At 50.8% G+C, this 25,233-nt stretch carries 22 protein-coding genes and 1 pseudogene; 5 read left to right on the top strand and 18 right to left on the bottom strand.

From position 1 onward, the window contains the following. Positions 1–69: 69 nt before the first annotated feature. Both flgK and flgL read left to right on the top strand, forming a co-directional pair. Positions 70–2,316, top strand: coding sequence for a flagellar hook-associated protein FlgK (gene flgK / locus KDM89_RS14200; RefSeq protein WP_212688588.1), 2,247 nt, complete (start codon positions 70–72; stop codon positions 2,314–2,316). Positions 2,317–2,324: 8 nt separating this feature from the next. After that, positions 2,325–3,533: a flagellar hook-associated protein FlgL gene (flgL, locus tag KDM89_RS14195; protein WP_212688587.1), complete on the top strand. Its 1,209-nt coding sequence runs from the start codon at positions 2,325–2,327 to the stop codon at positions 3,531–3,533. Between the two features lie 310 nt (positions 3,534–3,843). On the opposite strand, the gene KDM89_RS14190 is transcribed toward flgL, so the two are convergent. From KDM89_RS14190 to KDM89_RS14180, 3 genes are all read right to left on the bottom strand, one after another. Beyond that, a complete protein-coding gene (locus KDM89_RS14190; protein WP_212688586.1) occupies positions 3,844–4,107 on the bottom strand; it encodes a hypothetical protein in 264 nt (87 codons plus the stop codon). A gap of 238 nt (positions 4,108–4,345) precedes the next feature. Continuing rightward, positions 4,346–6,601 carry an OPT family oligopeptide transporter gene (locus tag KDM89_RS14185; RefSeq protein ID WP_212688585.1) on the bottom strand — a complete coding sequence of 752 codons (2,256 nt, stop codon included), beginning with the start codon at positions 6,599–6,601 and terminating at the stop codon, positions 4,346–4,348. 138 nt (positions 6,602–6,739) lie between these two features. Continuing rightward, on the bottom strand, positions 6,740–8,011 hold the full coding sequence (locus KDM89_RS14180; RefSeq protein ID WP_212688584.1) for an MFS transporter: 1,272 nt from the start codon (positions 8,009–8,011) through the stop codon (positions 6,740–6,742). Positions 8,012–8,177: 166 nt separating this feature from the next. Here KDM89_RS14180 and KDM89_RS14175 point away from each other — a divergent pair, with 166 nt between their 5' ends. The 3 genes from KDM89_RS14175 to dcd all read left to right on the top strand — a co-directional run bounded on the left by KDM89_RS14175 (position 8,178) and on the right by dcd (position 10,492). Beyond that, positions 8,178–8,816 (top strand): 3'-5' exonuclease, encoded by a 639-nt coding sequence (locus tag KDM89_RS14175; RefSeq protein ID WP_212688583.1) that lies wholly within the window; start codon positions 8,178–8,180, stop codon positions 8,814–8,816. Between the two features lie 10 nt (positions 8,817–8,826). Beyond that, a complete protein-coding gene (locus tag KDM89_RS14170; protein WP_212688582.1) occupies positions 8,827–9,825 on the top strand; it encodes an XdhC family protein in 999 nt (332 codons plus the stop codon). Positions 9,826–9,925: 100 nt separating this feature from the next. Continuing rightward, positions 9,926–10,492: a dCTP deaminase gene (gene dcd / locus KDM89_RS14165; protein ID WP_189358138.1), complete on the top strand. Its 567-nt coding sequence runs from the start codon at positions 9,926–9,928 to the stop codon at positions 10,490–10,492. A gap of 377 nt (positions 10,493–10,869) precedes the next feature. On the opposite strand, the gene KDM89_RS14160 is transcribed toward dcd, so the two are convergent. From KDM89_RS14160 to KDM89_RS14090, 15 genes and pseudogenes are all read right to left on the bottom strand, one after another. After that, positions 10,870–11,841, bottom strand: coding sequence for a flagellar brake protein (locus KDM89_RS14160; RefSeq protein WP_212688581.1), 972 nt, complete (start codon positions 11,839–11,841; stop codon positions 10,870–10,872). 349 nt (positions 11,842–12,190) lie between these two features. Beyond that, positions 12,191–14,446 carry an arginine/lysine/ornithine decarboxylase gene (locus KDM89_RS14155; protein WP_212688580.1) on the bottom strand — a complete coding sequence of 752 codons (2,256 nt, stop codon included), beginning with the start codon at positions 14,444–14,446 and terminating at the stop codon, positions 12,191–12,193. Between the two features lie 243 nt (positions 14,447–14,689). Further along, positions 14,690–15,478: a MipA/OmpV family protein gene (locus KDM89_RS14150; protein ID WP_212688579.1), complete on the bottom strand. Its 789-nt coding sequence runs from the start codon at positions 15,476–15,478 to the stop codon at positions 14,690–14,692. A gap of 9 nt (positions 15,479–15,487) precedes the next feature. Beyond that, positions 15,488–16,057 (bottom strand): DUF4337 domain-containing protein, encoded by a 570-nt coding sequence (locus tag KDM89_RS14145; protein WP_212688578.1) that lies wholly within the window; start codon positions 16,055–16,057, stop codon positions 15,488–15,490. Positions 16,058–16,062: 5 nt separating this feature from the next. Continuing rightward, positions 16,063–16,551 (bottom strand): dihydrofolate reductase, encoded by a 489-nt coding sequence (locus KDM89_RS14140; RefSeq protein WP_212688577.1) that lies wholly within the window; start codon positions 16,549–16,551, stop codon positions 16,063–16,065. A 13-nt stretch (positions 16,552–16,564) separates the two neighbouring features. Further along, positions 16,565–17,359: a thymidylate synthase gene (locus KDM89_RS14135; RefSeq protein WP_212688576.1), complete on the bottom strand. Its 795-nt coding sequence runs from the start codon at positions 17,357–17,359 to the stop codon at positions 16,565–16,567. A 149-nt stretch (positions 17,360–17,508) separates the two neighbouring features. Next, positions 17,509–19,119, bottom strand: coding sequence for a sensor histidine kinase (locus KDM89_RS14130; protein ID WP_212688575.1), 1,611 nt, complete (start codon positions 19,117–19,119; stop codon positions 17,509–17,511). A 236-nt stretch (positions 19,120–19,355) separates the two neighbouring features. Next, the gene (gene fdx, locus KDM89_RS14125) at positions 19,356–19,694 is read right to left on the bottom strand and encodes an ISC system 2Fe-2S type ferredoxin (RefSeq protein WP_212688574.1); all 339 of its coding nucleotides are present in this window, start codon (positions 19,692–19,694) and stop codon (positions 19,356–19,358) included. Between the two features lie 29 nt (positions 19,695–19,723). Beyond that, positions 19,724–21,589, bottom strand: a complete 1,866-nt coding sequence (hscA, locus tag KDM89_RS14120; protein WP_212688573.1) for a Fe-S protein assembly chaperone HscA — start codon at positions 21,587–21,589, stop codon at positions 19,724–19,726. 57 nt (positions 21,590–21,646) lie between these two features. Then, positions 21,647–22,150 carry a Fe-S protein assembly co-chaperone HscB gene (gene hscB, locus KDM89_RS14115; RefSeq protein ID WP_212688693.1) on the bottom strand — a complete coding sequence of 168 codons (504 nt, stop codon included), beginning with the start codon at positions 22,148–22,150 and terminating at the stop codon, positions 21,647–21,649. An 11-nt stretch (positions 22,151–22,161) separates the two neighbouring features. After that, on the bottom strand, positions 22,162–22,485 hold the full coding sequence (gene iscA, locus KDM89_RS14110) for an iron-sulfur cluster assembly protein IscA (protein ID WP_212688572.1): 324 nt from the start codon (positions 22,483–22,485) through the stop codon (positions 22,162–22,164). Between the two features lie 31 nt (positions 22,486–22,516). Beyond that, positions 22,517–22,900, bottom strand: coding sequence for a Fe-S cluster assembly scaffold IscU (iscU, locus tag KDM89_RS14105; RefSeq protein WP_212688571.1), 384 nt, complete (start codon positions 22,898–22,900; stop codon positions 22,517–22,519). A 47-nt stretch (positions 22,901–22,947) separates the two neighbouring features. After that, positions 22,948–24,201, bottom strand: a complete 1,254-nt coding sequence (locus KDM89_RS14100) for an IscS subfamily cysteine desulfurase (RefSeq protein WP_212688570.1) — start codon at positions 24,199–24,201, stop codon at positions 22,948–22,950. Between the two features lie 13 nt (positions 24,202–24,214). Next, positions 24,215–24,697 carry a Fe-S cluster assembly transcriptional regulator IscR gene (gene iscR / locus KDM89_RS14095; RefSeq protein ID WP_212688569.1) on the bottom strand — a complete coding sequence of 161 codons (483 nt, stop codon included), beginning with the start codon at positions 24,695–24,697 and terminating at the stop codon, positions 24,215–24,217. 345 nt (positions 24,698–25,042) lie between these two features. Then, positions 25,043–25,233: pseudogene (locus KDM89_RS14090) on the bottom strand (aldehyde dehydrogenase family protein); the annotation flags it as partial.

Raw genomic sequence — 25,233 nt, 5'->3', positions numbered from 1 at the left:
TGATGCTTTTGCGCCGAAAACCCTGATGCGAACCGGTTGAAACCGGCGACTCTCTACACAGGTTAATCTATGGGTACCAATATTCTGAACATCGGCCAGACCGCCTTGCAGGCTGCGCAGATGGGCATTACTACCACCGGTCATAATATTGCTAACTCGGCAACGCCGGGTTACAGCAGACAGGTGCTGGTACAAACTGCGAATCCGCCACAGAATCTCGGCGGTGCGTTTGTCGGGCAAGGGGTGTCGATCAGCCTGATTCAGCGTCAGTACAATCAGTTTATTGGTCAGCAAGTTAACGCTGCACAAACCAGCACGAATCAGATTGACGCGTATTACACGCAGATTAAACAAATCAATAATCTGGTCGCAGATTCGTCAGCAGGTGTCACACCTGCGCTGCAGGATTTCTTCAAGGCTGTACAGAATCTGTCGTCCAGTCCGAACGGTACTGCCGGTGCTGCTGCGCGGCAATCAGTTCTGTCAACCGGGCAGGCTTTGTCGAGCCGTCTGAATGACTTGCAGGGTCGTATGGATATGATCCGTAACGACATCAATGGCGAAATCAATACAGCAGTTACCAGCATCAATGCTTATGCCACGGAACTGGCGGCGCTGAACGATACGATTGCAAAATCGCAAAGCACGACCGGCTCTCCGCCGAATGACTTGCTGGATCAGCGCGATCAGATTGTGACCGAGCTGTCCAAACTGACTAAAGTGACTGTCATTCCGCAAGACAATAAATACAATGTGTTTATCGGTAACGGGCAGCCTATCGTACTGGGCGGGGCGGTGAATCAGTTACAGGTCAGTGTGTCGCCGACTGATCCTACCCGTACCGAGATTGCTTACACTTCAAACGGAAAACTGACGCAGATTCCGGAAAATGGTTTGCCGGGTGGCAAGCTGGGCGGATTGTTTGATTTCCGTGCGAATACCCTGGATCCGGCGCAAAGTTCGATTGGCCGTATTGCGATTGGTGTGGCAACAGCGTTTAATGATCAGCATACACTGGGGCAGGATCTGAACGGTCAGGCCGGCACGCAATTCTTTAAAATTGACCCGCCAGTGGTTAAGCCATCTTCGTCGAATACCAGTCAGGCTTTGCTGACAGCCAGCGTGACGGATGCATCCCAGTTAACGACCAGCGATTATCGTTTGCAGGTAACCGCTGCCGGACAATACCGTGTTACCCGCATGTCAGATGGCGTGATCACGAATGCGACTTCGCAACCAGTGACCGTGGACGGTGTGCGGTTTGAATTTCCCCAGCCACCACAGCCTCAGCCTGCCGCCGGCGATGAGTTTCAGATTAAACCGACTGCCTACGCCGCAGCCGGCATTGCGGTGCAAATTATTGACCCGAACAAAGTTGCTGCTGCAGCACCAATGACGACGTCCATTCCCAGTACCAACACCGGTACCGGAAAAATTTCAAACGGTGTGCAGGACTCTCCGGTAGCGACGAATACCACATCTGCAACTGCGACCATCGGTACTGTAAAAACAGACGATGCATTTAAAGGATCGGCTGTCGCTTCTCCGGTAACGCTGACATACTCCGGCGGTAATCTGACGGGATTTCCGGCAGGGCAGGTAGTGACAGTTACGAGTGGTGGTACTCAGACAAACTATAACCCGCCAGCGACCGTACCCTATACCAGCGGTGCCACCATCAGCGTCGCCGGGATGAGTTTTTCGATCAGTAACGGAACGGGTGCTCCGGCAAATGGCGATACATTCACACTGGGAAGTGCGATACCGGCGACAGCTTCTAAGCTGACATTTGCATCGGCGACGAATACATTGTCTGGCTTCCCGGCCGGTGCTAACGTAACAGTTAAAAATGGCAACAGCAGCACAATCTACACTGCCGGTACGCCCGTGCCATACACGCCGGGTGCTACATACAGTTTTAACGGCAGCAGTGTCACACTGACGGGCGCACCTGCGAACGGTGATGTGTTTAATATCGGTCCGAATGCCAGTGGCGGTGGCGACAACCGGAATGCACTGGAACTGGCAAAAATTCAGACTGCCAATTTCATGAACGGGAACAGCACCACGATTCAGGGTTCATACGCGCAGTTTGTGAGTCAGATTGGTAACAAAACCAGTGAACTGGCTGTGACCAAAGATTCTGAAAACAAAATGCTGCAGCAGGCAGTGACTGCTCAGCAAAGCGAATCCGGGGTGAATCTGGATGAAGAAGCGGCGAATTTGCTGCGCTACCAGCAGGCTTATCAGGCCGCCGGCAAACTGATGCAGATTGCCAGCACCTTGTTTGATGCATTGCTGAATATCGGCAGATAGGTTTAATCATGCGTATCAGTACAAATACGATTTTCTCGTCGTCCACCAATAAAATCAGTGATTTACAGGTGGGTATCAATAAAACTCAGCAGCAGATTTCATCCGGCCGCCGTGTTCTTTCTCCGGAAGATGATCCGATCGGTTCCGCGCGTGCACTGGTGATACAGCAGGCGGATTCGATGAATGAGCAGTTTGCAACGAATCGCAAGAGCATCACTAACACGCTGAGTATTGCAGACGGTGTGTTGGGAAATGTCACCGATACGATGCACAGCATCAAGTCGTTGATTGTGAAAGCGGGCAACGGAGTTTTATCTGATTCAGACCGTGCCTCGATTGCGAATGAGTTGCAGGGGAATCTTGATCACTTACTGGGGCTTGCCAATTCTACGGACGGAACCGGTGGCTACTTGTTTGCGGGATTTTCGACGACGACAGCGCCATTCAGTAAAACTATCAATGGTGCGAACTACAACGGTGATCAGGGGCAACGTTACCTTCAGGTGGACAGTGCGCGTCAGTTACCACTGACAATGTCCGGCGACCAGATTTTCGGCAATATCCGGACTTCATCGAATACGTTCAATGTCGTTCCGAATTCATCAAATGTCGGTCAGGGAGTGGCAACCGCCAGTATTTCAAACGCTGCGGCGCTGACTGGTCAGAACTATGAGCTGACCTTTGATAATACCGGTACACAAGTTTCGGTGATGAATAAGACGACAGGTGGCACCGTACTGCCACTGACTCCATACACTAGCGGTACACCGGTCGTTTTTGATGGCATCAGCCTGACCGTCACGAATACGCCGAACCCGCCGGCACCGGGCGATAAGTTTTCGGTCCAGCCCGGTAATCAGAACATTTTTGAAACACTGACGGACGCAATCAATATTCTGAACTCTCCAGCAACTTCAGTGACTGCGAAAAAGGATCTGACTGCAGCATTAACGCAGGCCAACAATAACGTCGATATGTCGCTGAACAATACGCTGGTGGCGCGAGGTCAGTTGGGTGTCAGCTTGCAAGAGATTGATTCACTGAATGCGCAGGGCGATGCAAAAGGTATTGCCTTCAAACAATCGCTGTCTGAAATTCAGGATGTGGATTATGTGAAAGCGATCAGTGATCTGACGCAGCAACAGTTTGTGTTACAGGCTGCTCAGCAATCGTTTGTGAAAACGGCGAATTTATCGCTGTTCAGCTATATCAACTGAGTTTCGCTGTCATAGCGGGGCGATACGGCCTGAGTGCTGCGTTTATTGCAGGCTCCGGCCGTTTTTTTATCCGGATTTGAACCGGATCGGCGAAGTCTGTCAGCACAGAGATTGCAGCCAGAGAGCACAGAACGCGCAAAAACCGTAAAAAACGGGTGAACAGGTTCTGAGAGCTCAAAAACAGGTCAAATGCGGAGTCCTGCACAGAAAAAAACGCCATTTTCCCTGACGTCGGCAGAAAGTCCGGGCTTCGGGACACCCTGTATTTTTGCCCGATGCGGACTTCTGCACAATGCGCGCGTTTGCAGGCTCAGATTTTCTCGACTTCGTCACCATCCAGTGCAATCACGTGTGATTGCGGATGACCTTTCTCGTCATGCCATTCGCGCATGATGCAGGGTGCGCCGTCTTCATCAATCGCAACAACGCGGAAGAACTGACCCACCATCGAAGAAATCAGGATTTGTTCGTCTTCCGGAAAGGCATCAATGAAATCTTCACTGAAATGCACAACGCGGACGATATCGTCGAGGGCAATGATTTTCTGATTCCGGTCTTTAACGTTGGATTGCATAGGATGGGCAGGGCAGTTGTGGATGAGAGATGCTGCGGTCCGGCAGAACGGCAGCTTAGAGGGCGCATTGTAATCGCTGGGCATCTGCAGGTAAAGAAAAAGGCCGGAGCGCATTCAGACGCCCGGCCTTTTTTACTCCTGCAGCTGCTGGTCAGGCTGCTGTCTGCTTACTGATTGATTGCACGGATTGAACGGGTTGCACCGAGTGTGCTCAGTGTGTTCAGTCCGTGCAGCCCGTTCAGTTCGCTTTGTTTTTCTCACGTGCAACGAAGTACAGTACCGCTGCGATCAGCACGTAAGGAATCATGGTCAGCAGATTCGCATTCGGGCCGTTGAAGAATGGATTATTGGCAGTCGCCCAGTCATTGAGCGATTTATCCAGATCCACCAGGACACCCGCAGTGAACGCGATGATGATACCGGCCAGCGCACCACCGGCGATGTAGCCGGAAGACAGCAGAACGCCATTGCTGCGGTCACCTGCAGCCTGCATTTCTTCTTCATTCAGGTTTTTGTACTGATCCAGCTTGTTATTGCGGCGATCCACCAGCCAGCGGATCATGCCGCCGATAAACAACGGAGCAGAGGATGACAATGGCAGATACACGCCCACGGCAAACGCCAGCGAAGGAATGCCGGACATTTCCAGTACCAGTGCAATCATCACGCCGAACAGTACCAGCGTCCACGGCAGTTGCTGATCCAGAATACCTTTGATGATGTAAGACATCAGTACGGCTTTTGGCGCATCGAATTTCTTCACTTCAGTACCGTCAGGGCGTTTGTTGTATGCACCGTTGATACCCGGATCCACCAGATACACTGCCTGACCTTCATTGTTAACCAGATACTTACCGGCAGGTGCGCCGTTGCTGTCCGCTTTATGCCAGACTTTGTAAGTATTTTTATCCTGTTCAGCCTGCGGTCCTTGCAGCACGGCAGTTTCTGTCAGACGGGTTGCGTCGGTTTTCAGTGCCGGTGCCACCTGTGCTGCCGGAACATAAATCGTGCCGGCATCGTTCAGTTTCAGCAGAATCGGGCCCAGAATCAGCGCGGACGAAAATGCACCAGCCAGAATGGCATACTGTTGCAAGCGCGGTGTGGAGCCGACCAGATAACCGGTTTTCAGGTCCTGCGATGTCGTACCGGCATTGCTGGAAGCGATACAGACAATCGCACCGACCGACAACGCAGTCACGTAATACTGACCACCGGTCCAGCCCATGATCAGGAAGATCAGACAGGTGAACAGCAGGGTGGCGACTGTCATACCGGAAATCGGGTTCGAAGATGAACCGATTTCACCGGTCAGGCGCGAAGATACTGTCGCAAACAGGAAGCCGAACACCAGAATCAGCAGCGCACCGAGGAAATTCATGTGCAGTGGTGTGGCGAAGGTAATCACGGCGATAATTGCCAGTGCACCGATCACTACCCATTTCAGCGGAATATCCTGATCGGTACGCAATACGGATTCGATTTGCGCTTTACCGCCGCGCATACCGGACAGACCAGCACTCAGGCTGCGCCAGATGGTTGGCATTGCACGGCCGAGACTGACCAGACCGCCGGCAGCGACCGCACCGGCACCGATATACAGCACGTAGGCGCTGCGGATATCGTGCGGCGACATCTCGCTGATCAGCTTGGTGCCCGGTGTCAGCGGTACGGTCAGCGCATCGCCAAAGAATTTGATCATCGGAATCAGCAGCAGGTAAGACATCACGCCACCGGCCGCCATAACGGCAGCAATACGCGGGCCGATGATATAACCAACGCCCAGCAATTCCGGCGATACTTCCGCACCCAGCGAACCGGCTTTCAGCGGCGCGCCAAAAGTCACTTCCGGCGTATCTTTCCAGCCGCGCAGAGCAACGTTAGCGATTTTATACAGCAGACCGATACCGAAGCCGCCGAAAATAATTTTCGCACGGCGGTTAGCGTCTTCTGCCGCATTCGGGTTGCTGGCTTCACCGGCTGCTTCACGCGATGTTTCGGTGGCAGCGGCTTTCAGTACTTCCGCACAGGCAGTGCCTTCCGGATATTTCAGTTCGCCGTGTTTTTCCACGATCATGGTGCGGCGCATCGGGATCATCAGCAGAATACCGAGCAAACCACCAAGACAGCCAACCAGCATCACGCGGGAAATTTCCAGATCGAAACCCAGAATCAGAATGGCCGGCATCGTCACACCAAGGCCGAAGGCCAGCGATTCACCGGCAGAACCGGCAGTCTGGGTAATACTGTTTTCCAGAATGGTGGAATCTTTTGCACCGAATTTATTACTGAGGCGGAACAGCGTGATCGCAATCACTGCGACCGGAATCGAAGCGCTGACGGTCAGACCGACTTTCAGCACCAGATACAGCGACGAAGCACCGAAAATCATCCCCAGCACCACACCCATAATCAGGGCGCGGGCGGTCATTTCCGGCAGTTGCGCGTTGGCCGGTATATACGGCTTGAACGCGGACACTGGCGTTTCTTTTGACATGTTTTACCTTTATTGTTTTTACTCGATAGTTCAGTCTGTCGCTGAACCTCCCCCGACCGGCAGACCTGCCACAGCAGACCGGACTGTCAGTTGAGCATTATCACGCCAATAAGTTTCATTCCGCAATCAGCGTTGTGTTCAGTCTGTGTGCTGCTGACGTATTTCGGGTAATTTACGCAACTCACGAATACGCTTGTGACGCCAGGCAAAGAAAGCGCCTGCCAGTACGGTGATGCCGGCAAACGCCAGTGCGCTGCGCAGGCTGATGTGTTCACCCATCCATCCGCCCAGCAATGCCCCCGGGCCCGCTGGCAGAACGATCAGCCAGCGCATTGTGCTGGTCATGCGGCCCAGCATCGGTTCCGGTGTGACAGACTGGCGTAGCGCGAGGAAATTGATAAAAATAAATACGCCGCCAATCGAATAGCAGATCAGCATCAGAATGAATGCAAAATCACCGAGCGGGCCAACAGGTGCGACCGCCAGTGCACTCCAGCCGATGCCGCAAATGATCATCCCGAGAATCATGCACGGGCCGGGGCCGATACGCTGACTGACACGGTGGCCGACAAAGCTGGCGAAAATACTGCCCAGACCTATCCCCATGTAACTGAAGCCGACTGCCTGTTCGGAAAATCCCAGTACCCGCGTTGCAAACAGAATCTGTACCACCAGCGCGGCGTTATAGCAAAGCTCCCATAAGCCAACAGCAGCAGCCAGTGACAGCAGCAAAGGCTCGCGGAAAACGAATTGCACACCTTCTTTCAGGTCACGCCAGAAATGGGCGTCTTGTGCGGGTTTGCGTATTTCATCCACCCGGATGCCGCGCAGGATGGCTGCCGAGGACAATAGCAACAGCGCATCGGCACATAATGCCAGTGGTGCACTGAGCAGTTTCACCAGCATACCCGCTGCAGCCGGTCCGCCGATTTCTGCACCGGACGTCGCCAGCGCGTTTTTGGCGTGGGCTTCCACCAGGCGTTCGCGCGGGACAATCTGGGTCAGAACGATCTGTGCTGCGGAACCCGCTGTCGTATTGACTGCCCCGATCACGAAGCCGACCACATATAACAAGGGCATGTTCACCATATTGAAATACCATGCGACCGGCACACTGAATACTGCCAGCGAAATCGCGACTTCACCCCAGATGTAAATTGGCAGTTTTTTCACACGGTCCAGCCAGACGCCGGATGGCAAAGACAGCAGCACGAAGGGCAGGGTTTCCATCATGGTCAGAATACCCATCTGGCTTGGCGTGGCGTGCAACAGCACCGCCGCTGTTAATGGCAGTGCCAGCAAGGTGATTTGTGCACCGAATGAACTGATCAGTATCGAGGTCCATAAGCGGCGGTAAATCCGGTCACGCAATAAATCATTGCGTGGTAAGTGCAGAAATTGTCTGAGCATGTGTATTAGCTGAAAGGGCAGCTGTGTTTCCGGCAGCAGCAGATGCTGCCTGCACCGCGGGTTTGATGTGTTGTTTGCGCGTTGTGACGTGGAGCTGCGCGAAACCTGTTATAAATGGATTATATTTAGCAAACTAAGTTCCTGCGATTTTCCGCACACGATTTTCATGTCACTTTTTAAAACTCCACTGGTGGTACTTGATTTCGAGACTTCCGGTCAGGCACCGCATCAGGGTGCCCGTATTACCGAGGTTGCTGCCATCCGAATCGAAGGCGATACGATCACCGACCGTTATTGCTCACTGGTGAATTGCGGTGTCAGGATTCCGTACTTTATTACCGAGCTGACCGGCATTACACAAAAGATGGTGGATAGTGCGCCTCCTGCTGCGCAAGTCGTACCTGATTTGCTGCGCTTTATCGGCAGCGACACGCTGGTGGCACATAACGCCGCGTTTGATGAAGGATTTCTGAAATCCGAAGCAGACCGTACCGGCATCTGGCCTGAATACGATGGCGTGATTTGTACCGTGAAACTGATGCGCCGCGTGTTTCCCGGTCTCGCTTCGTATTCGCTGGGCAAGCTCGCTGCCAGTCTGGGTGTGCGCTTTCAGGGAGCGGCGCACAGAGCGGAGGCGGATGCGCAAGTGACGGCTGAACTGATGCTGAAAGCCGGTATCCATTTGCAGCAGCAATGGCAGCTGGAAAAGATTGACCCGCGCTGGCTGATGTACCTGAATCAGCAGACACCGGCAGCGTTGCGTAAACATCCTGCGCTGTGGCAGATGGCCACAGATCAGCAATAAGGGCGGGCGTATGGAACATCCTGATCTCGACGCTTTACGTTTTTGCGCGGCGGCGCTGGATGCCGGACAAGCCGTGATGCTGGTCACCGTGGTCAGCACCTGGGGCTCCAGTCCGCGTCCGGAAGGTTCGGTAATGGCGATCCGGGCAGACGGTGCAGTGACTGGTTCTGTTTCCGGTGGCTGTATCGAAGATGATCTGGTGCATCAGGTGCTGGAACATGGCATACGCTGGCAGCGGCCGGAACTGGTGACTTATGGCATCAGCGCCGATGAAGCGCATCGCTTCGGTTTGCCTTGCGGCGGTACTTTGCAGTTATTGCTGGAACCATTGCATGCAGCTTCCGAAATTCATACTTTGCTGGCGCTGACGAATCAGCAAAAACTGGTGGCGCGGACAGTGGATTTGCAGAGCGGGCAGGTAACACTGCGTGACGCTGTGGCCGGTGAAAAACTGGTCATGGATCACCAGCAGCTGACAACGATCTGGGGGCCGGGCTGGCGCTTGCTGATTATCGGTGCCGGAACCATGTCGCGCTTTCTGGCGACGGTTGCCAACGGCATGGGCTATCAGGTTTTCGTCTGTGATCCGCGCGAAGAATACCGGCATCAGTGGGATTTGCCGCAGGTGCAATTGCTGTCGGGCATGCCGGATGATGAAGTGCTGGCGCTGCAACCGGATCAGCGTACCGCAATTGTGGCACTGACGCATGATCCCAAACTCGATGACCTGGCACTGATGGAAGCCTTGCAGTCACCGGCATTTTATGTGGGAGCGATAGGCTCGCGCAAAAATAATCAGAAGCGGCGTGAACGGCTGGTCGAATTTGGCGTGACAGCGGAGCAACTGGCACGCTTGTTCGGGCCGGTCGGCATGTATATCGGCAGCAAAACGCCACCGGAAATCGCGATTTCTATTCTGGCGGAAATGACCGCCGTGAAAAACGGCGTTGTTGAATCGGTGCAGTGGAACACCGGTGCCCGTAAAGCGCAGACGCAGAGCAAGCTTTGAGCAGAATCCGTTGCGAAAGCAGGATATTCCGGGTGTTCGGCTTATTTTTGCAGGGGTTTTCGCGTAAAATCGCCGTCAACTTATACAGCAGGAGAAGCGCATGAGCATCAAGTCAGACAAATGGATACGCCGCATGGCGGAGCAGCACGGCATGATCGAGCCGTTTGAACCGGGACAAGTGCGTCAGCGCGATGGTCAGCGTATCGTCAGCTTCGGTACTTCTTCTTACGGCTACGATATTCGCTGTGCTGATGAATTCAAAATTTTTACTAATATCAACAGCACCATTGTTGATCCGAAAAATTTTGATGAAAAATCCTTCGTCGACTTCAAAGGCGATGTTTGCATCATCCCGCCAAATTCGTTTGCGCTGGCCCGCACCGTCGAATACTTCCGCATTCCGCGCAATGTGCTGACAATTTGCCTCGGTAAATCCACGTATGCGCGTTGTGGCATTATCGTCAATGTGACGCCGTTTGAACCGGAATGGGAAGGTTACGTCACACTGGAATTTTCTAATACCACACCGCTGCCGGCCAAGATCTATGCTGGCGAAGGTTGCGCACAGGTGCTGTTCTTCGAAAGTGATGAAGTCTGCGAAACCTCGTACAAAGACCGTGGTGGTAAATATCAGGGTCAGCATGGCGTGACACTGCCGAAAACCTGAGCCCGCATGTATGCAGTCGCTGTTATGCGGCTGCTCCCTAAAAAACCGCCAGTGCACACCGGCGGTTTTTTGCGTCGTTTGCTTTGTGTGCATCAGAGTGACTGATAAGCCCGCAGCGGTGCTGATTGTGATTTGTCCGCAGATGTTTGAGTAGTAGCCGAAAGTGCCTTCAAATGCCTCAAAATGCTTCAAATGCGGAGTTCTGCATACCAGTCTGGCGGTCGTCGGCAGAAAGTCTGGGCCTCAAAAAATTACGGATGACGATATTTGCATAGTTTCTCCGGATTTTTACTGAGCGGAAAAAAGGAAAAGCACTGTTTCCGCTCGCGGAAGACAGTGCTTTTTTTTATCCGGTTGATGCGGTGATGAAGGCTGGCTTAGTCGGTTTCTGCCAGTGTCTGATGTACGAATGCGGATAACACCAGTTTGTCACGCTGAGTCAGGTCGATGAATTCAAAACCGTGGCGGAAGTCGCTGCTGTTTTCAGCCGGTGCCACCGAGCGCAGTATCGCTTTCAGACTCAGGTACTCATCCGCACCGGCAGCATTGACGCGGAATTTAATGATCGCCGCATCGCCTTTATGGCCCAGTTGCCGTTTGATCGTACCGGACGCGCCACCGATACTCAGGTCGCCCAGCGTCGCAGCCGCACTTTGCTCCGGTACGCCAACGCTGACCGCGGCAATGATTTTGACTGAAGCCCGCGCCGCCTGACGAATCGTAGTAGAGCGGACTTCTTTCGGATAGTTCAGATGCAGGTAAGGGAAGGGCGAGTAGATGTTCTTTTGCAGCGCCGTTGAAAAAGCATAGGCTTTTTTACCGGGGAAGGCGCGCACGATAAAGTTTTGTCCTTCACGGATTAAGGCAGCTTTGCCTTCCACCAGCGGTGCCGTTACCAGAATTGATTTATTTTTGACAAAGCCAATCAGGCGCACTGTGTAGCGGGCGGCAGCATTATCCGCAGCTTGCAGATAAAACACTTCGCCAACTGTCCAGCGTACGCTGTCGAGCTCAATGACGGAATCCTTGGCCTGATGATCTTCAGCGCGCCTGCCGGGCAGGGCAACCGGTAAATTCATTTCAGCGCCGGTTTTTTGTGTTTCTCCGGTGGTTGCGGTACTGGTTTGAGCGGGCATGACTGGTGTTGCCGGTGTGGGAATGCTGTCCCACAGGTAGTCAGAGCTGCAATAGCCGGTGTCCAGCAAGTGATTTAACTGCTGCTGATCTTCAATCTTTAATCCGGCCGGATGCAATAATTCACCGGCATGGTTATAAACCGGCCAGTTCAGTGTTTGACCAACGCAGACTTCTGCGTGCTTCAGAGACATCAGGCCTTGAACATCATTCATGTCTGATTAAATGTGAATTGGAAAAGAGGACAGCAAAAAGAGCGGCAAAATCCAGCGGCTTCAGACGTGTGTGATGCTTATCTGCGTCACATCGACTAGTGAAAGCATTGGAGGGAAAACAGTGCTTCAGGTTCCGATATCAGCTTCAGGCACACAAAACCAGCCGGAAAAACCGGCCTGTAACATGTTCAATGTGATTTGATGGTGATACCACCGGAAACTGCACAATTTCATGATCAATTTTGAAATGTGTGCACACGCATCATAATTTAATTGCCAGCAGAATGCAGCTAAAAAAAAGGCATCTGTGTCAATTCACACAGATGCCTTTCAGTGTATGCGGCTCAGATTAGGATGCTTTGACGCAATCGACAAAGTAACCGCGTTTGCCATCAATTTCTGCTTTGACGAGACCGTGGCAGTCAGTTTCGAAGCCAGGGAATTTCTCGTTAAATGTGCGGACAAAACGCAAGTAATCGACGATGGTTTTGTTGAACTGTTCGCCCGGGATCAGCAGCGGAATGCCCGGTGGGTAAGGCGTCAGCAGAATCGCTGTGATACGGCCTTCCAGTTCATCAATCGATACACGTTCGATTTCGCGGTGCGCCATCATTGCAAACGCGTCCGATGGTTTCATCGCCGGAATCATGTCAGACAGATACATTTCTGTGGTCAGACGTGCAACGTCATGCGCTTTGTATTCCTGATGGATTTCCTGACACAGATCGCGCAGACCGACGCTTTCGTAGCGCGGATTTGCCGCAGCAAATTCCGGCAGAATACGCCACATTGGCAGGTTTTTATCGTAATCATCTTTGAATTGCTGCAGCGCAGTCACCAGTGTGTTCCAGCGGCCTTTGGTAATGCCGATGGTGAACATGATGAAGAACGAGTACAGGCCGCATTTTTCAACGATCACACCGTGTTCTGCCAGATATTTGGTCACGATCGCGGCAGGAATACCGGTTTCGCCGAATTTACCTTCCAGCGACAGGCCCGGCGTCACGATAGTTGCTTTGATCGGATCCAGCATGTTGAAGCCGGAAGCCAGATTGCCGAAGCCATGCCAGTTATCTTCGCTGCGCAGTACCCAGTCTTCACGGCTGCCGATGCCGTCTTCTGCAAAATGGTCAGGACCCCAGACCTGGAACCACCAGTCTTTGCCCCATTCCTGATCGACTTTCTTCATCGCGCGGCGGAAATCTAGCGCTTCCAGAATCGATTCTTCCACCAGTGCTGTACCGCCCGGTGCTTCCATCATCGCTGCTGCGATATCGCAGGAGGCAATAATCGAGTATTGCGGCGATGTGGATGTGTGCATCAGGTAGGCTTCGTTAAAGCTGCCTTTATCCAGTTTGCGGGATTCTGATTCACGCACCAGAATCTGCGATGCCTGAGAAATACCGGCCAGCAGTTTGTGTGTGGACTGGGTCGAGAAAATCATCGACTCTTTTGCGCGCGGACGGTCTTTGCCGATTGCGTGCATGTCTTTGTAGAAGTCATGGAAAGTTGCGTGTGGCAGCCATGCTTCGTCAAAGTGCAGGGTGTCGATTTCGCCATCCAGTTTTTCTTTGATGGCTTCGACGTTGTACAGCACGCCGTCATAAGTCGATTGCGTGATAGTCAGAATACGTGGTTTTTTGTTTTTGGCTTCGCGTGCAAACGGGTTCGCTTCGATTTTGCGACGGATGCTTTCCATCGAAAACTCTTCCAGCGGAATCGGGCCGATAATGCCCAAATGGTTACGGGTTGGCATCAGGAAAACCGGAATCGCACCGCACATGATGATGGAGTGCAGAATCGATTTGTGGCAGTTACGGTCGACAACAACAATATCACCCGGCGCAACAGTAGAGTGCCAGACCATTTTGTTGGAAGTGGACGTACCGTTAGTCACAAAGTAGCAGTGGTCTGCATTAAAAATACGTGCAGCATTACGCTCAGAAGCCGCAACCGGACCGGTATGATCCAGCAACTGACCCAGTTCTTCCACCGCGTTACAGACGTCAGCGCGCAGCATGTTTTCACCAAAGAACTGGTGGAACATCTGGCCGATCGGCGATTTCAGGAACGCTACGCCACCGGAGTGACCAGGGCAGTGCCAGGAGTAAGAGCCATCGTTTGCGTAGTGAACCAGCGCACGGAAAAACGGTGGTGCCAGGCTGTCCAGATACGAACGGGCTTCACGGATAATATGGCGGGCCACGAATTCCGGTGTGTCTTCAAACATGTGAATGAAGCCATGCAGTTCACGCAGGATATCGTTAGGAATATGGCGCGATGTACGGGTTTCACCGTACATGTAAATCGGGATATCAGAATTTTTATAGCGGATTTCTTCAACGAAGGCGCGCAGGGATTTCAGTGCGGTTTCCGTTTCTTCTTCTGTGCCGTCACCGAATTCTTCATCGTCAATCGACAAAATGAATGCGGATGCGCGGGATTGCTGTTGCGCAAACTGCGATAAGTCACCGTAGCTGGTAACACCGAGTACTTCCATACCTTCGGATTCAATGGCATCTGCCAGCGCGCGGATGCCCAGACCGGAAGTATTTTCAGAGCGGAAGTCTTCGTCAATGATGACGATGGGGAAGCGGAATTTCATGGAGGTCTCCAAAAAAACTTGTTACAAGGGAGACGCCTGGGCAAGTTGAATCAACCGCTTGCGCGCCGAAAAAATCGAAGTGCGAATTCTCGCAGATATCTGCAAAATCAGGTAAGAAAATTCATTCTTTTTGCAGAGCGTAAAAATGTCATTACAGCGTCAGAAATTGCTGCCAGTTGGACCCGTAAGCACAATAAAAAAGAGCACCGCGACGGGTGCTCTTTTTATGTCACACCAGATGGATCAGAAGCGGTAGGTCGTCACAGAAAAAACAGTGACCGGGTTCTTCTGAAATACAAACGGACTACGGGAGGCATCACCCTGCAAACGGCTTGCAGATGCGCCAGTGACAATAGACCAGTTACTGTCCAGTGCCCAGCGCCAGCTGGCGGATAGTTTGATATCAGTGACGCCGGAAGAAGGCGTGAACTGGTTGTAACCACTGGCTGCTGATTGTTGCGCATTTACACCAAAGTACGATTGCAGATAAGCAGAGTTCGCCCAGTTTGCACGTACTGTTGCTGAAATGCGGTGATTTTCACTCAGTGCTGTCGAGAAGCGGCCACCGACGCTGAACTGCAAGCCATTGTGATCCGTACCGGAGCCATAGCGAACAGAGGAAACCAGTGCATAATTTTCGCTCAGCGATAAATTTGCAAATGCACCTGGTTCAACAGCGGTATTGACATCACCGAGGCCATTCAGCTTTGAGGAGCGTGACTCATCACGGGCGCCTTCCAGCGATAAGCGCAAACCATATTGCAAGGCTGGTTTTTTGGAAAAGTTATAGCCCAGTCCGTTGGTTGCACTGAAAAATGCACCGCTTTTCCATTGCACGTCAAACATCGGGTAAGCCGCGAGGCGTCTTTCATCCGAACCTGTGTATTTCGGAACGGACAATGCTGCAGCGCCCAGCGTGACGTTGGTATCTTTTTGTAAATACGCTTCAGGAATTGTATTTACAAATTCAGACGTTTGCGCCCAGGCCGCCGAAGTGAGGGCGAGGGCGATCATCGCGAGGATTTTTTTCATATATATTTATCAAATATGCATCCAGGCTAAAGCAGCCAGCACCAAACCAACCCCGGCGACACCGTAAGAAGTCACTTGCAGCCACTTCTTCTTGGTTAACAGTGTAATCGCTGCCAAAGAAATCGCAATCTGAATTGCGGTCATTGCCTGTGCCCAGCGATGGTGTTGATGCAGAGCCTGTTCGGAAGCATGCTCCCATTTTTCAACTTCAGCTTCCAGTGCTTCCGCCTGTTGTTTAATTTCTTCTTTTTCAGTTTTGTAGCGCGCTACTTCGGCTTTGTACTTTTCAGTATCGGCACCCGGAAGTATTGCCGCCAGCTCAGCAAGATTTTGCTTACTGGATTTGGACTGGTAATAGCTCCATTTGTTCGCAGCTTCTGTCTTTTTAATTGCAGCCTCATTTTTGTACATCGCTGCATCATTCTGTGTCGCGCCGCCCTCATAGCCAAACAATGCGCCAACGGTGGCGAGAATAGCTGTCATTACTGCAATTTTGCTGGCAAAGCTGTCGTTACCATGCGCTGCATGTTCAACTTCGTGGTCATGCGGGCCGTGAACATGAAAACCGTGTCCGGACATAATTTTTACTCCTTATTCTTCTTTGTATAAGTGACGAATGCGTACGGAATTCCCGACGCTGACACGTGAGCTTCGCGTTCTGTTTCCTGCCATGCATCGTTACTGAATGACGGGAAAAAAGCATCGCATTCAAAAGTCTGATCAATTTCCGTAATGATCATTTTGTCCGCCAGATCAAACGCCTGACGATAAATTTCCGCTCCGCCGATAATATAGGCAGTTTGTTCTTTTACAAGCGCTTTTGCTTCTTCCAGTGAATGGCAAATTTCAATCCCATCCGCTTTCCAATCCGGATTGCGGGTAATGACGATATTTCTGCGATTCGGGAGTGGTCTGCCTATCGATTCGAAAGTCTTTCTTCCCATCAGGATCGCATGACCGGACGTCGTCTTTTTAAAATGTGATAAATCCTCAGGCAAGTGCCAGGGCAGGGCGTTTTGAATGCCGATACCAGAGTGCTTATCACGCGCAACAATAATGATGAACGATGACATGTTGATGAATTATTTAAACCGCGACAGGGGCTTTGATTGCCGGGTGAAATGCGTAATCGGAAAATTCAAAATCGTCGTAACGATATGAGAAGATATCCTCTGGCTGCCGGTGGATGATCAGTTTTGGCAGTGGCAGTGGCTCGCGGCTTAACTGCGTTTCAACCTGCTCAAGATGATTGCTGTACAAATGGCAGTCACCACCGGTCCAGATGAAATCCCCCGGGATGAGACCAGTTTGCTGCGCAATCATATGTGTCAGCAATGCATAGGATGCAATATTGAATGGAACACCCAGGAAAATATCTGCGCTGCGCTGGTACAACTGACAGGACAGTTTCCCGTCAGCGACATAAAACTGGAACATCGCGTGGCACGGCGGTAGTTTCATTTGCGGAATTTCTGCAACATTCCATGCGGAAACGATCAGACGACGGGAGTCAGGATTGTTCCGGATCTGATCCATTAACTGGCTGATCTGGTCGATGTGTTGTCCGTCGGGAGTCTGCCAGCTGCGCCACTGTGAGCCATAAACCGGACCCAGATTGCCGTTTTCATCAGCCCATTCATCCCAGATCGAAACACCGTTTTCTTTTAGATACTGAATGTTGGTGGAGCCTTGTAAGAACCAGAGAAGCTCATGCACGATGGACTTCAGGTGCAGTTTTTTTGTTGTGACCAGCGGAAAGCCTTTGCTCAGATCGAAACGCATCTGATGGCCGAATACGGATAAAGTCCCGGTTCCGGTGCGGTCGGTTTTGCGTGTGCCGGTGTCCCGCACAAGGCGCATAAAGTCGAGGTATTGCTGCATGATAAAAATTTGAGAAAAAGTCGCCTATTTTAACTGATACGGCAGGCGTAGTCTGTTGCTGTATTGTACGAAGACCATACGCAAGACCTGTAAAAAAGCCGGGAATATTACATTCCCGGCTTAGAAGGCAATGGAACTACAGAGTTAAGTCAGCTTCCGAAATACAGGGTGTCATCTTTCGCATCTCCGGGAGCAACAAGTGGTAGGCGCAATTCAAATCGTGTACCTGTACCCGCATTGCTGGTAACGTGAATTGTTCCACCCAGCACATTAGTCACCATATTAAACGTGATGCTAAGGCCAAGGCCGGAACCACCTTGTCCGAATTTCGTAGTGAAAAACGGTTCGAAAATTCTATTGATAATGTCTTGCGGAATTCCTTTGCCATCATCAGTGAAGACAATCTGAACATGGTCACCCTGACGTTCCGCAGTGCAGCGCATACTGCCGGATGGCTTCCCTTCCAGTCCGTGAATAACTGCATTGTTGACAAGATTTGTAAATACCTGTCCAAGCGGACCAGGATAGCTGTCAAGTTCAATATCTGCGGGAATATCCAGTTCAAGGGTGTAAGGTGTTTTCTTAAGACTGGAGTGCAGCAGTGCACTTAACTCCTGCAGTGTGACCAGTAATCCGAATTTACGTCGCTGCGCACTTGACTGATCAACCGCGACTTGTTTGAAGTCACCCACCAGATGAGCGGATTGTTGCAGACCACGCAACAGCAGTTTGGTGGAATCCAGTGCTGTGCTTGCATATCGCGTCAGGTCAGAGCGGCGTATCTGCCCCTCTTCAACCATTTGCAACAAGCGTCGTGTCTCATCTTCCAGCGTGCTGGCAACCAGCAGACAATTTCCCAGAGGCGTATTCAGTTCATGGGCAACGCCTGCAACCATAGAACCAAGCGCAGCCATACGTTCAACGCGGGCGAGTTCGGCCTGCGCGGAATTGATATCTTTTAGTGCAGCTTCCAGGTTTGTATTCGCGTTTTCCAGTTCATGCGTACGTTGCTTTACTTTCGATTCCAGTGTGCTGGAGTATTCAAGTAACTGCTGGTTTTTGATTTCGAGTTCACCGAATGAGTGCTTCAGCGCACGTCGGGTCATTTCCAGACTATGAGCAAGACGTCCAAGCTCATCTTCACGGTTCAGTGCGATCGGTTCATCCAGTTCGCCATTCGCCAGGCGATCTGATTTTTCCATGAGAATTTTGACCGGGCGCACCAGTCGCCATTGCAATACGAGAAGAATAAATAAGACTGCCAACAGTAAAGATAATACGGACGTTGTGACGAACCGGCGGAAATCGCTGCGCAGGCTTTCCTGCATTAAATCTTCTGCAAGCTCCAGCTTGACTTCGCCAATGACTTGTCCACCATGGCGAATTTCCCGAACCATACTGGTAAATGGTCCTTTTTGTGTTTGTTTGCGAATATTGTTTTTAATGAAATCTTTGTGGTCCGGTAGAGTAATGACTTCTATGCTGGCAACACGCGGGTCGGAGTAAACCACTTCGCTGGAAATATTCGCGATCTCAGGTGTGATTTGCCAAAGTGGTTCACTTAGAATAACTGACAAAATATCAACTAAACGATTGTGATCTTCGATATTTTTTTGTCTCGCAGCAGATTCCAGCGTGTTCAGGTAATACGGAACCAGTACCGCAGACGGTACAGTCAGGCCGACTACCACTGCGAGGATAATCGCAAGGCGGAGTGAAATACTTCGTCGTATCCACGGAAGAAGTTGATCTAACCTCATAGGTAATCTTTACAGGGTATGGCTGCGGCCATTTTTTTCAGTTAGCTGGCCGTTGATGTGCTGATTCAGCGCAAAACGGCTGTTTTTTTTCAATACTTTTTAGGATATCAAGATATTGCCCGAAGGGCAGTATTTTTTAAGATTATGCGGGAAAAGTCGTTTTAGCTGCGCAAATAAACGACAAGGCCGCCGGTGAAATACCTGGCGGCCTTGCATTTACATGTAATACAGATTACTCAGTGATTTTCACGTGCATGGTTGATAGTGTATTTAGGGATTTCAATCGTAATGTCTTTTTGTCCCAGCTTTGCCTGGCAGGACAGGCGGGAGGTTGCCTCCAGTCCCCATGCCGCATCGAGCAAATCCTCTTCATCTTCTGTAGATTCATTCAGGCTGTTATATCCTTCGCGGATAATCACATGGCAGGTTGTGCATGCACAAGACATTTCACATGCATGTTCAATTTCCACGTCATTTTCAACTAATGCTTCACAGACTGATTTCCCTTCCTGTGCATCAATAACGGCACCTTCAGGGCATAAAACGGCGTGTGGCAGAATGATGATTTTTGGCATATTTAACTTTCAGTATCAGGTGCAATCGCTCAACCGAGCTCATCCAGTTTTTTTCCTGCTAAGGCGCTGCGCACACTCTGATCCATTCTGCGTGCGGCAAATTCTTCAGTACCTTTTGCAAGATTCTCAACGGCTTTATGAAGTGCCTCATGGTCGTTACTTTGCATCAAATCGCGTACGGCTGTCATCAGCTGTAGTATCGCGCTCCTTTCGGACTCTGACAGAAGATGGGAATCCACAGCCATTGCCGAATCAATCGCAATCAGAATTCGCTCTGCTTCAACCACTTCTTCGCGTAATGCACGCAGTTTCATATCGTCACTGGCAGTATGATGGGATTCTTGCAGCATACGTGCAATATCATCATCTTTGAGTCCGTAAGACGGTTTTACTGAAACGGAAGCTTCAACGCCGGATCTCAACTCTCTTGCTGAGACTGATAACAAGCCGTCAGCATCAACCTGATATGTGATACGGATTCTTGCCGCACCTGCAGCCATAGGCGGAATCCCGCGCAGTTCAAATCTGGCAAGTGACCGGCAGTCGCTGACCAGTTCGCGTTCACCCTGTACCACGTGGATTGCCATGGCAGTCTGCCCGTCTTTGAACGTTGTAAACTCCTGAGCGCGTGCACACGGAATTGTTGAGTTACGTGGAATGACCTTTTCAGCGAGCCCCCCCATTGTTTCAACGCCCAGTGATAAAGGAATGACGTCCAGCAACAGCCAATCGTCTCCGGACGCACGATTGCCGGCCAGTAAATTTGCCTGTACTGCTGCACCAAGTGCAACGACTTTGTCGGGGTCAATATTGGATAAAGGAGTTGTCTGGAAAAAGTCGCCAACTGCTTTGCGGACGTGTGGCATGCGTGTGGCGCCACCAACGAGAACAACACCATCCACCTCATCAGCACCGAGTCCGGCATCACGTAGTGCTTTGCGGCATGGCGTCATGGTTTTAAGCACCAGATTTTGCGTCATTTCCGCAAACTGAGTTGCCGTAATCTGTAAATGGACAGACTCGCCGCTCTTCAGCTTTGCATCGATAAACGTGCTTGGTTTCGCAGACAAAATTTCTTTCGCCTCCCGCGCTTTCATCATTAACAGACTAGTATCTTCGTCAGAAAGCAGACTCAGCTTTGCTTCTTGTAATATCCAACAGAACAAACGATGGTCAAAATCATCTCCGCCAAGTGCAGAATCACCACCGGTTGCGAGTACTTCGAATACACCTTTGGACATACGTAGTATGGAGATGTCGAAAGTGCCGCCACCTAAATCGTATACGGCATAAATCCCTTCGGAACCATGGTCGAGTCCGTAGGCAATTGCTGCTGCTGTTGGTTCGTTCAAAAGACGGAGGACATTTAGCCCTGCCAGTTTTGCGGCGTCTTTGGTTGCCTGACGCTGGGCATCATCAAAATAGGCGGGTACGGTAATAACAGCACCGACCAGATCATCACCGAGACTGTCCTCCGCACGCTGCCGTAACGTTGCCAGAATCTGAGCAGAAACTTCAACCGGACTTTTGATGCCGGCGACAGTTTTAAGCTGAACCATTCCCGGTTCATCGTGAAAATCGTAAGGGAGATTTTCCGTGTAAGGAATATCTTTCAGCCCGCGCCCCATGAATCGCTTTACGGAAACGATAGTGTTTTTAGGATCATTGATTTGCTCTGACTGCGCTTTGAAACCAATATGTGCATGTCCGTTGTTCAGATAGCGCACAACAGAGGGCAGCAGTGATCTGCCTTCCTCATCGTTGATCACTTCCGGAATGCTGTTGCGGACAGTTGCAACGAGTGAATTAGTTGTACCGAGATCAATGCCAACTGCCAGTCTGTGCTGGTGCGGGGCAGTGGACATACCTGGTTCAGATATCTGCAGTAAAGCCATATTGAGTCGCCGTTTGAAGGCTTTTAAAATTTGAGGAGGCTTGAATAGAGTTGGTGTTCAGTCATCAAGCGATGCGATATCGTTGAGGAATTTTTCCATAAACATACTCATGCGTATCAAGCCAGCTACGGTATGGAAGTCATTGCTGTCACAGGCATTTTGAATGTCGCGAATTGTCTGTTTCAGCGAAGACAGAACTTCCTGTTCCAGTAGTTGCAATCCGGATGGATTTACCCCGGATTTAAGATCATCCAGTGATTCGCGCCATTCCATTTGTTGCATCAGAAATGCCGGCGGCATACTGGTGTTGGATTCTGCAGCGATATCGACGCCATTGAGTTCGCACAGATATACAGCGCGTTTCAAGGGTTTTTTCAGAGTCAGATATGCTTCGTTGGCACGTGTAGTCCACTGCATTGCAATACGTTTTTCAGTATCTGTTCCCGAAGCATATTTATCCGGGTGCACCTGACTCTGGATCTTTCGGTAGGCAGTATCCAGCGCGCTCATTTCTATTTCAAAGCTGACTGGCAAACCAAAAAGTTCAAAATGATTCTGCATAGGACTACGCATCAGATGCGGAAGCTTTCACCACAGCCGCATTCATCTTTGACATTAGGGTTGTAAAACTTGAATCCCTCGTTTAATCCTTCACGCGCGAAATCAAGTTCAGTTCCGTCGATATAAGGCAGACTTTTCGGATCTACGAAAATCTTAACGCCGTGAGATTCAAAAACCTGGTCTTCTGAGCCTATTTCGTCCACGTATTCCAGTTTATACGCCATGCCGGAACAGCCAGTTGTTCGAACGCCGAACCGGAGTCCAAGTCCCTTGCCGCGTCGTTCAATGTAGCGTGAAACATGTTTTGCGGCTTTTTCAGTCAGTGTAATTGCCATTTTTGAATCTCTTTATTTCAGCGAAGAACGATCAGCCGTTGTGCTTGTTTTTGTAATCCAGAACAGCAGCTTTGATGGCATCTTCTGCCAGAATCGAACAATGAATTTTTACTGGAGGAAGTGCCAGTTCTTCTGCAATTTCAGTGTTTTTAATTTCCAGGGCCTGGTCGAGAGTTTTACCTTTCACCCACTCAGTCACCAGAGATGATGAAGCAATCGCGGAACCACAACCGTAGGTTTTGAATTTTGCGTCTTCAATAACACCATTCGCGCCTACTTTAATTTGCAGCTTCATGACGTCACCGCAAGCAGGTGCGCCAACCATGCCGGTACCAACGCTGTCGTCGCCCTTTTCAAATGCGCCAACGTTACGCGGGTTTTCGTAGTGATCGAGTACTTTTTCTGAATATGCCATGATATTTCTCCTGAATTCTGTGAAGGGACGATTTTACAAAACAGTGGTTAGTGTGCTGCCCACTGGATTGTTGATAAATCGATGCCCTCTTTGTACATGTCCCAGAGCGGCGACAATTCGCGCAATTTCGCAACTTTGCTCTTTAATAAGTTCACAGCAAAGTCAATGTCCTCTTCTGTTGTGAAGCGGCCAATAGTAAACCGGATTGAGCTGTGAGCAAGTTCATCACTGCGGCCCAGTGCTCTAAGCACGTAAGAAGGCTCAAGGCTGGCTGATGTACAGGCTGATCCGGAGGAGACTGCAATGTCTTTGACCGCCATGATCAGGGATTCACCTTCAACATAATTGAAGCTGACATTCAGATTGTGCGGAATACGGTGATCCATATCGCCATTGACGTATGTTTCTTCGATTTCCTGCAATCCTTTTGCCAGACGATCGCGCATTGCGCGGATATGCGCCAGTTCCGACTGCATTTCTTCTTTAGCAATGCGGAATGCTTCTCCCATGCCAACACATTGATGCGTTGCTAATGTGCCGGATCGGAAGCCGCGCTCATGTCCGCCACCATGCATTTGTGCTTCCAGTCGCACGCGTGGTTTCCGACGGATATACAGGGCGCCGATACCTTTCGGGCCGTAGGATTTGTGTGCCGAAAAAGATACTAAGTCTACTTTGACTTTTTCCAGATCAATTTCTACTTTGCCAGTTGCCTGTGCTGCATCGGAATGAAAAATAATGCCTTTCTCACGGCACAGTTCGCCAATTTCAGCGATAGGCTGGATAACACCAATCTCGTTATTGACCCACATTACTGACACGATAATTGTGTCTGGACGGATCGCTTCGCGGATCTGATCAAGCGTGATGAGACCGTCAGTACCCGGCTGCAGATAGGTCGCTTCAAATCCCTGGCGTTCGAGTTCGCGTACGGTATCTAGAACTGCTTTATGCTCAGTTTTGACCGTGATAATGTGTTTGCCTTTGGATTTGTAAAAGTGTGCTGCACCTTTGAGCGCAAGGTTGTTACTTTCTGTCGCTCCGGATGTCCAGACAATTTCACGGGGATCGGCGTTGACAAGTGCAGCAATATGACCGCGCGCTTCTTCAACGGCAGCTTCAGCATCCCATCCGTACATGTGGCTGCGGGAAGCCGGGTTGCCAAACTGCGCACGCAGATATGGGATCATTTTGTCTGCAACACGCGGATCAACAGGCGTTGTTGCGGAGTAATCCATGTAAATCGGAAAATGCGGTGTCTTCAGAGAATCAATCATCGATTGTTCCAGTGCTGCGTTCATTCGCGACTCCAAATTAAGGTGTTATCGTATTGGCAGATGGGTTGCGCATCATCACAACCTGACTGTCTGCCTGTTTCTGTTTTTGCTGGTTGACTAAATCCTGAAGCGACACAGAGTCTAGGTAGTCAACCATCTTGGCGTTTAATGTTGCCCACAAATCATGTGTCATGCAGTGGAGTCCGTTCGCATGGTCGCTGCCGTGACAATTGCCTTTTCCGCCGCACTGAGTTGCATCCAGCGGCTCATCTACAGCAATAATGATGTCGGCAACTGTGACGTTCTGAGCTTTGCGGGCGAGATTATATCCGCCGCCAGGACCGCGCACTGATTCAACAATTTCATGGCGCCGCAACTTGCCGAAAAGCTGTTCAAGATATGAAAGGGAAATGGACTGACGCTGACTGATAGCAGCCAGTGTCACTGGCCCCTGATCCTGGCGCAATGCCAGATCGATCATAGCGGTGACGGCAAAACGTCCTTTTGTCGTAAGGCGCATAAGTGAGACTCCGGATGCATTTCAAATGCATCGTCTAATTTCCTGATTTGTTGAGCGATTTTCTCAAGTATAGCAAACCTGAGTGTTTTTGTCTGGTATCGGGTTTATTTGCGCCTGCAATGAAAATTGCCGAAAAAAACAGGCGTGTGTTGGAGTTGGTTAGTTGGTACGCAAATTTACTAATTGATACCTCTCTGCAGCTTTAGTGTACGGGGGTATTCTTGGTTGAGTGGGTAGTTAGCAGATAAAAAAACTCCCCGATCCTTGCGGAGCGGGGAGGAGTGAGGAGTTAACTACTTGCTGCCTTCATAAAGCTGCACCCAGGCAGCCGGATGCTTAAATCACTCAGACTTCAAACTTAATCCCCTGCGCCAGCGGCAGGGAATGGCTGTAGTTGAAGGTGTTGGTCGTGCGGCGCATATACGCTTTCCAGCTGTCAGAACCGGATTCGCGACCACCGCCGGTTTCTTTCTCACCACCAAAGGCGCCGCCGATTTCTGCACCGGACGGGCCGATGTTGACGTTCGCAATGCCGC

Origin of the sequence: Cognatundibacterium luofuense (genome assembly GCF_018139685.1) — a bacterium.
GTDB lineage: Bacteria > Pseudomonadota > Gammaproteobacteria > Burkholderiales > Burkholderiaceae_D > Undibacterium > Undibacterium luofuense.
The sequence above is the reverse complement of the archived record's forward strand: the minus strand, read 5'-3'. Positions and strand labels throughout refer to the sequence as shown.

What these genes read in the sequence shown, in the direction of transcription:
- flgK (WP_212688588.1), top strand. Translation starts at nt 70, where the DNA reads ATGGGTACCAATATTCTGAACATCGGCCAGACCGCCTTGCAGGCTGCG.
- flgL (WP_212688587.1), top strand. Translation starts at nt 2,325, where the DNA reads ATGCGTATCAGTACAAATACGATTTTCTCGTCGTCCACCAATAAAATC.
- KDM89_RS14190 (WP_212688586.1), bottom strand. Translation starts at nt 4,107, where the DNA reads ATGCAATCCAACGTTAAAGACCGGAATCAGAAAATCATTGCCCTCGAC.
- KDM89_RS14185 (WP_212688585.1), bottom strand. Translation starts at nt 6,601, where the DNA reads ATGTCAAAAGAAACGCCAGTGTCCGCGTTCAAGCCGTATATACCGGCC.
- KDM89_RS14180 (WP_212688584.1), bottom strand. Translation starts at nt 8,011, where the DNA reads ATGCTCAGACAATTTCTGCACTTACCACGCAATGATTTATTGCGTGAC.
- KDM89_RS14175 (WP_212688583.1), top strand. Translation starts at nt 8,178, where the DNA reads ATGTCACTTTTTAAAACTCCACTGGTGGTACTTGATTTCGAGACTTCC.
- KDM89_RS14170 (WP_212688582.1), top strand. Translation starts at nt 8,827, where the DNA reads ATGGAACATCCTGATCTCGACGCTTTACGTTTTTGCGCGGCGGCGCTG.
- dcd (WP_189358138.1), top strand. Translation starts at nt 9,926, where the DNA reads ATGAGCATCAAGTCAGACAAATGGATACGCCGCATGGCGGAGCAGCAC.
- KDM89_RS14160 (WP_212688581.1), bottom strand. Translation starts at nt 11,841, where the DNA reads ATGAATGATGTTCAAGGCCTGATGTCTCTGAAGCACGCAGAAGTCTGC.
- KDM89_RS14155 (WP_212688580.1), bottom strand. Translation starts at nt 14,446, where the DNA reads ATGAAATTCCGCTTCCCCATCGTCATCATTGACGAAGACTTCCGCTCT.
- KDM89_RS14150 (WP_212688579.1), bottom strand. Translation starts at nt 15,478, where the DNA reads ATGAAAAAAATCCTCGCGATGATCGCCCTCGCCCTCACTTCGGCGGCC.
- KDM89_RS14145 (WP_212688578.1), bottom strand. Translation starts at nt 16,057, where the DNA reads ATGTCCGGACACGGTTTTCATGTTCACGGCCCGCATGACCACGAAGTT.
- KDM89_RS14140 (WP_212688577.1), bottom strand. Translation starts at nt 16,551, where the DNA reads ATGTCATCGTTCATCATTATTGTTGCGCGTGATAAGCACTCTGGTATC.
- KDM89_RS14135 (WP_212688576.1), bottom strand. Translation starts at nt 17,359, where the DNA reads ATGCAGCAATACCTCGACTTTATGCGCCTTGTGCGGGACACCGGCACA.
- KDM89_RS14130 (WP_212688575.1), bottom strand. Translation starts at nt 19,119, where the DNA reads ATGAGGTTAGATCAACTTCTTCCGTGGATACGACGAAGTATTTCACTC.
- fdx (WP_212688574.1), bottom strand. Translation starts at nt 19,694, where the DNA reads ATGCCAAAAATCATCATTCTGCCACACGCCGTTTTATGCCCTGAAGGT.
- hscA (WP_212688573.1), bottom strand. Translation starts at nt 21,589, where the DNA reads ATGGCTTTACTGCAGATATCTGAACCAGGTATGTCCACTGCCCCGCAC.
- hscB (WP_212688693.1), bottom strand. Translation starts at nt 22,150, where the DNA reads ATGCAGAATCATTTTGAACTTTTTGGTTTGCCAGTCAGCTTTGAAATA.
- iscA (WP_212688572.1), bottom strand. Translation starts at nt 22,485, where the DNA reads ATGGCAATTACACTGACTGAAAAAGCCGCAAAACATGTTTCACGCTAC.
- iscU (WP_212688571.1), bottom strand. Translation starts at nt 22,900, where the DNA reads ATGGCATATTCAGAAAAAGTACTCGATCACTACGAAAACCCGCGTAAC.
- KDM89_RS14100 (WP_212688570.1), bottom strand. Translation starts at nt 24,201, where the DNA reads ATGAACGCAGCACTGGAACAATCGATGATTGATTCTCTGAAGACACCG.
- iscR (WP_212688569.1), bottom strand. Translation starts at nt 24,697, where the DNA reads ATGCGCCTTACGACAAAAGGACGTTTTGCCGTCACCGCTATGATCGAT.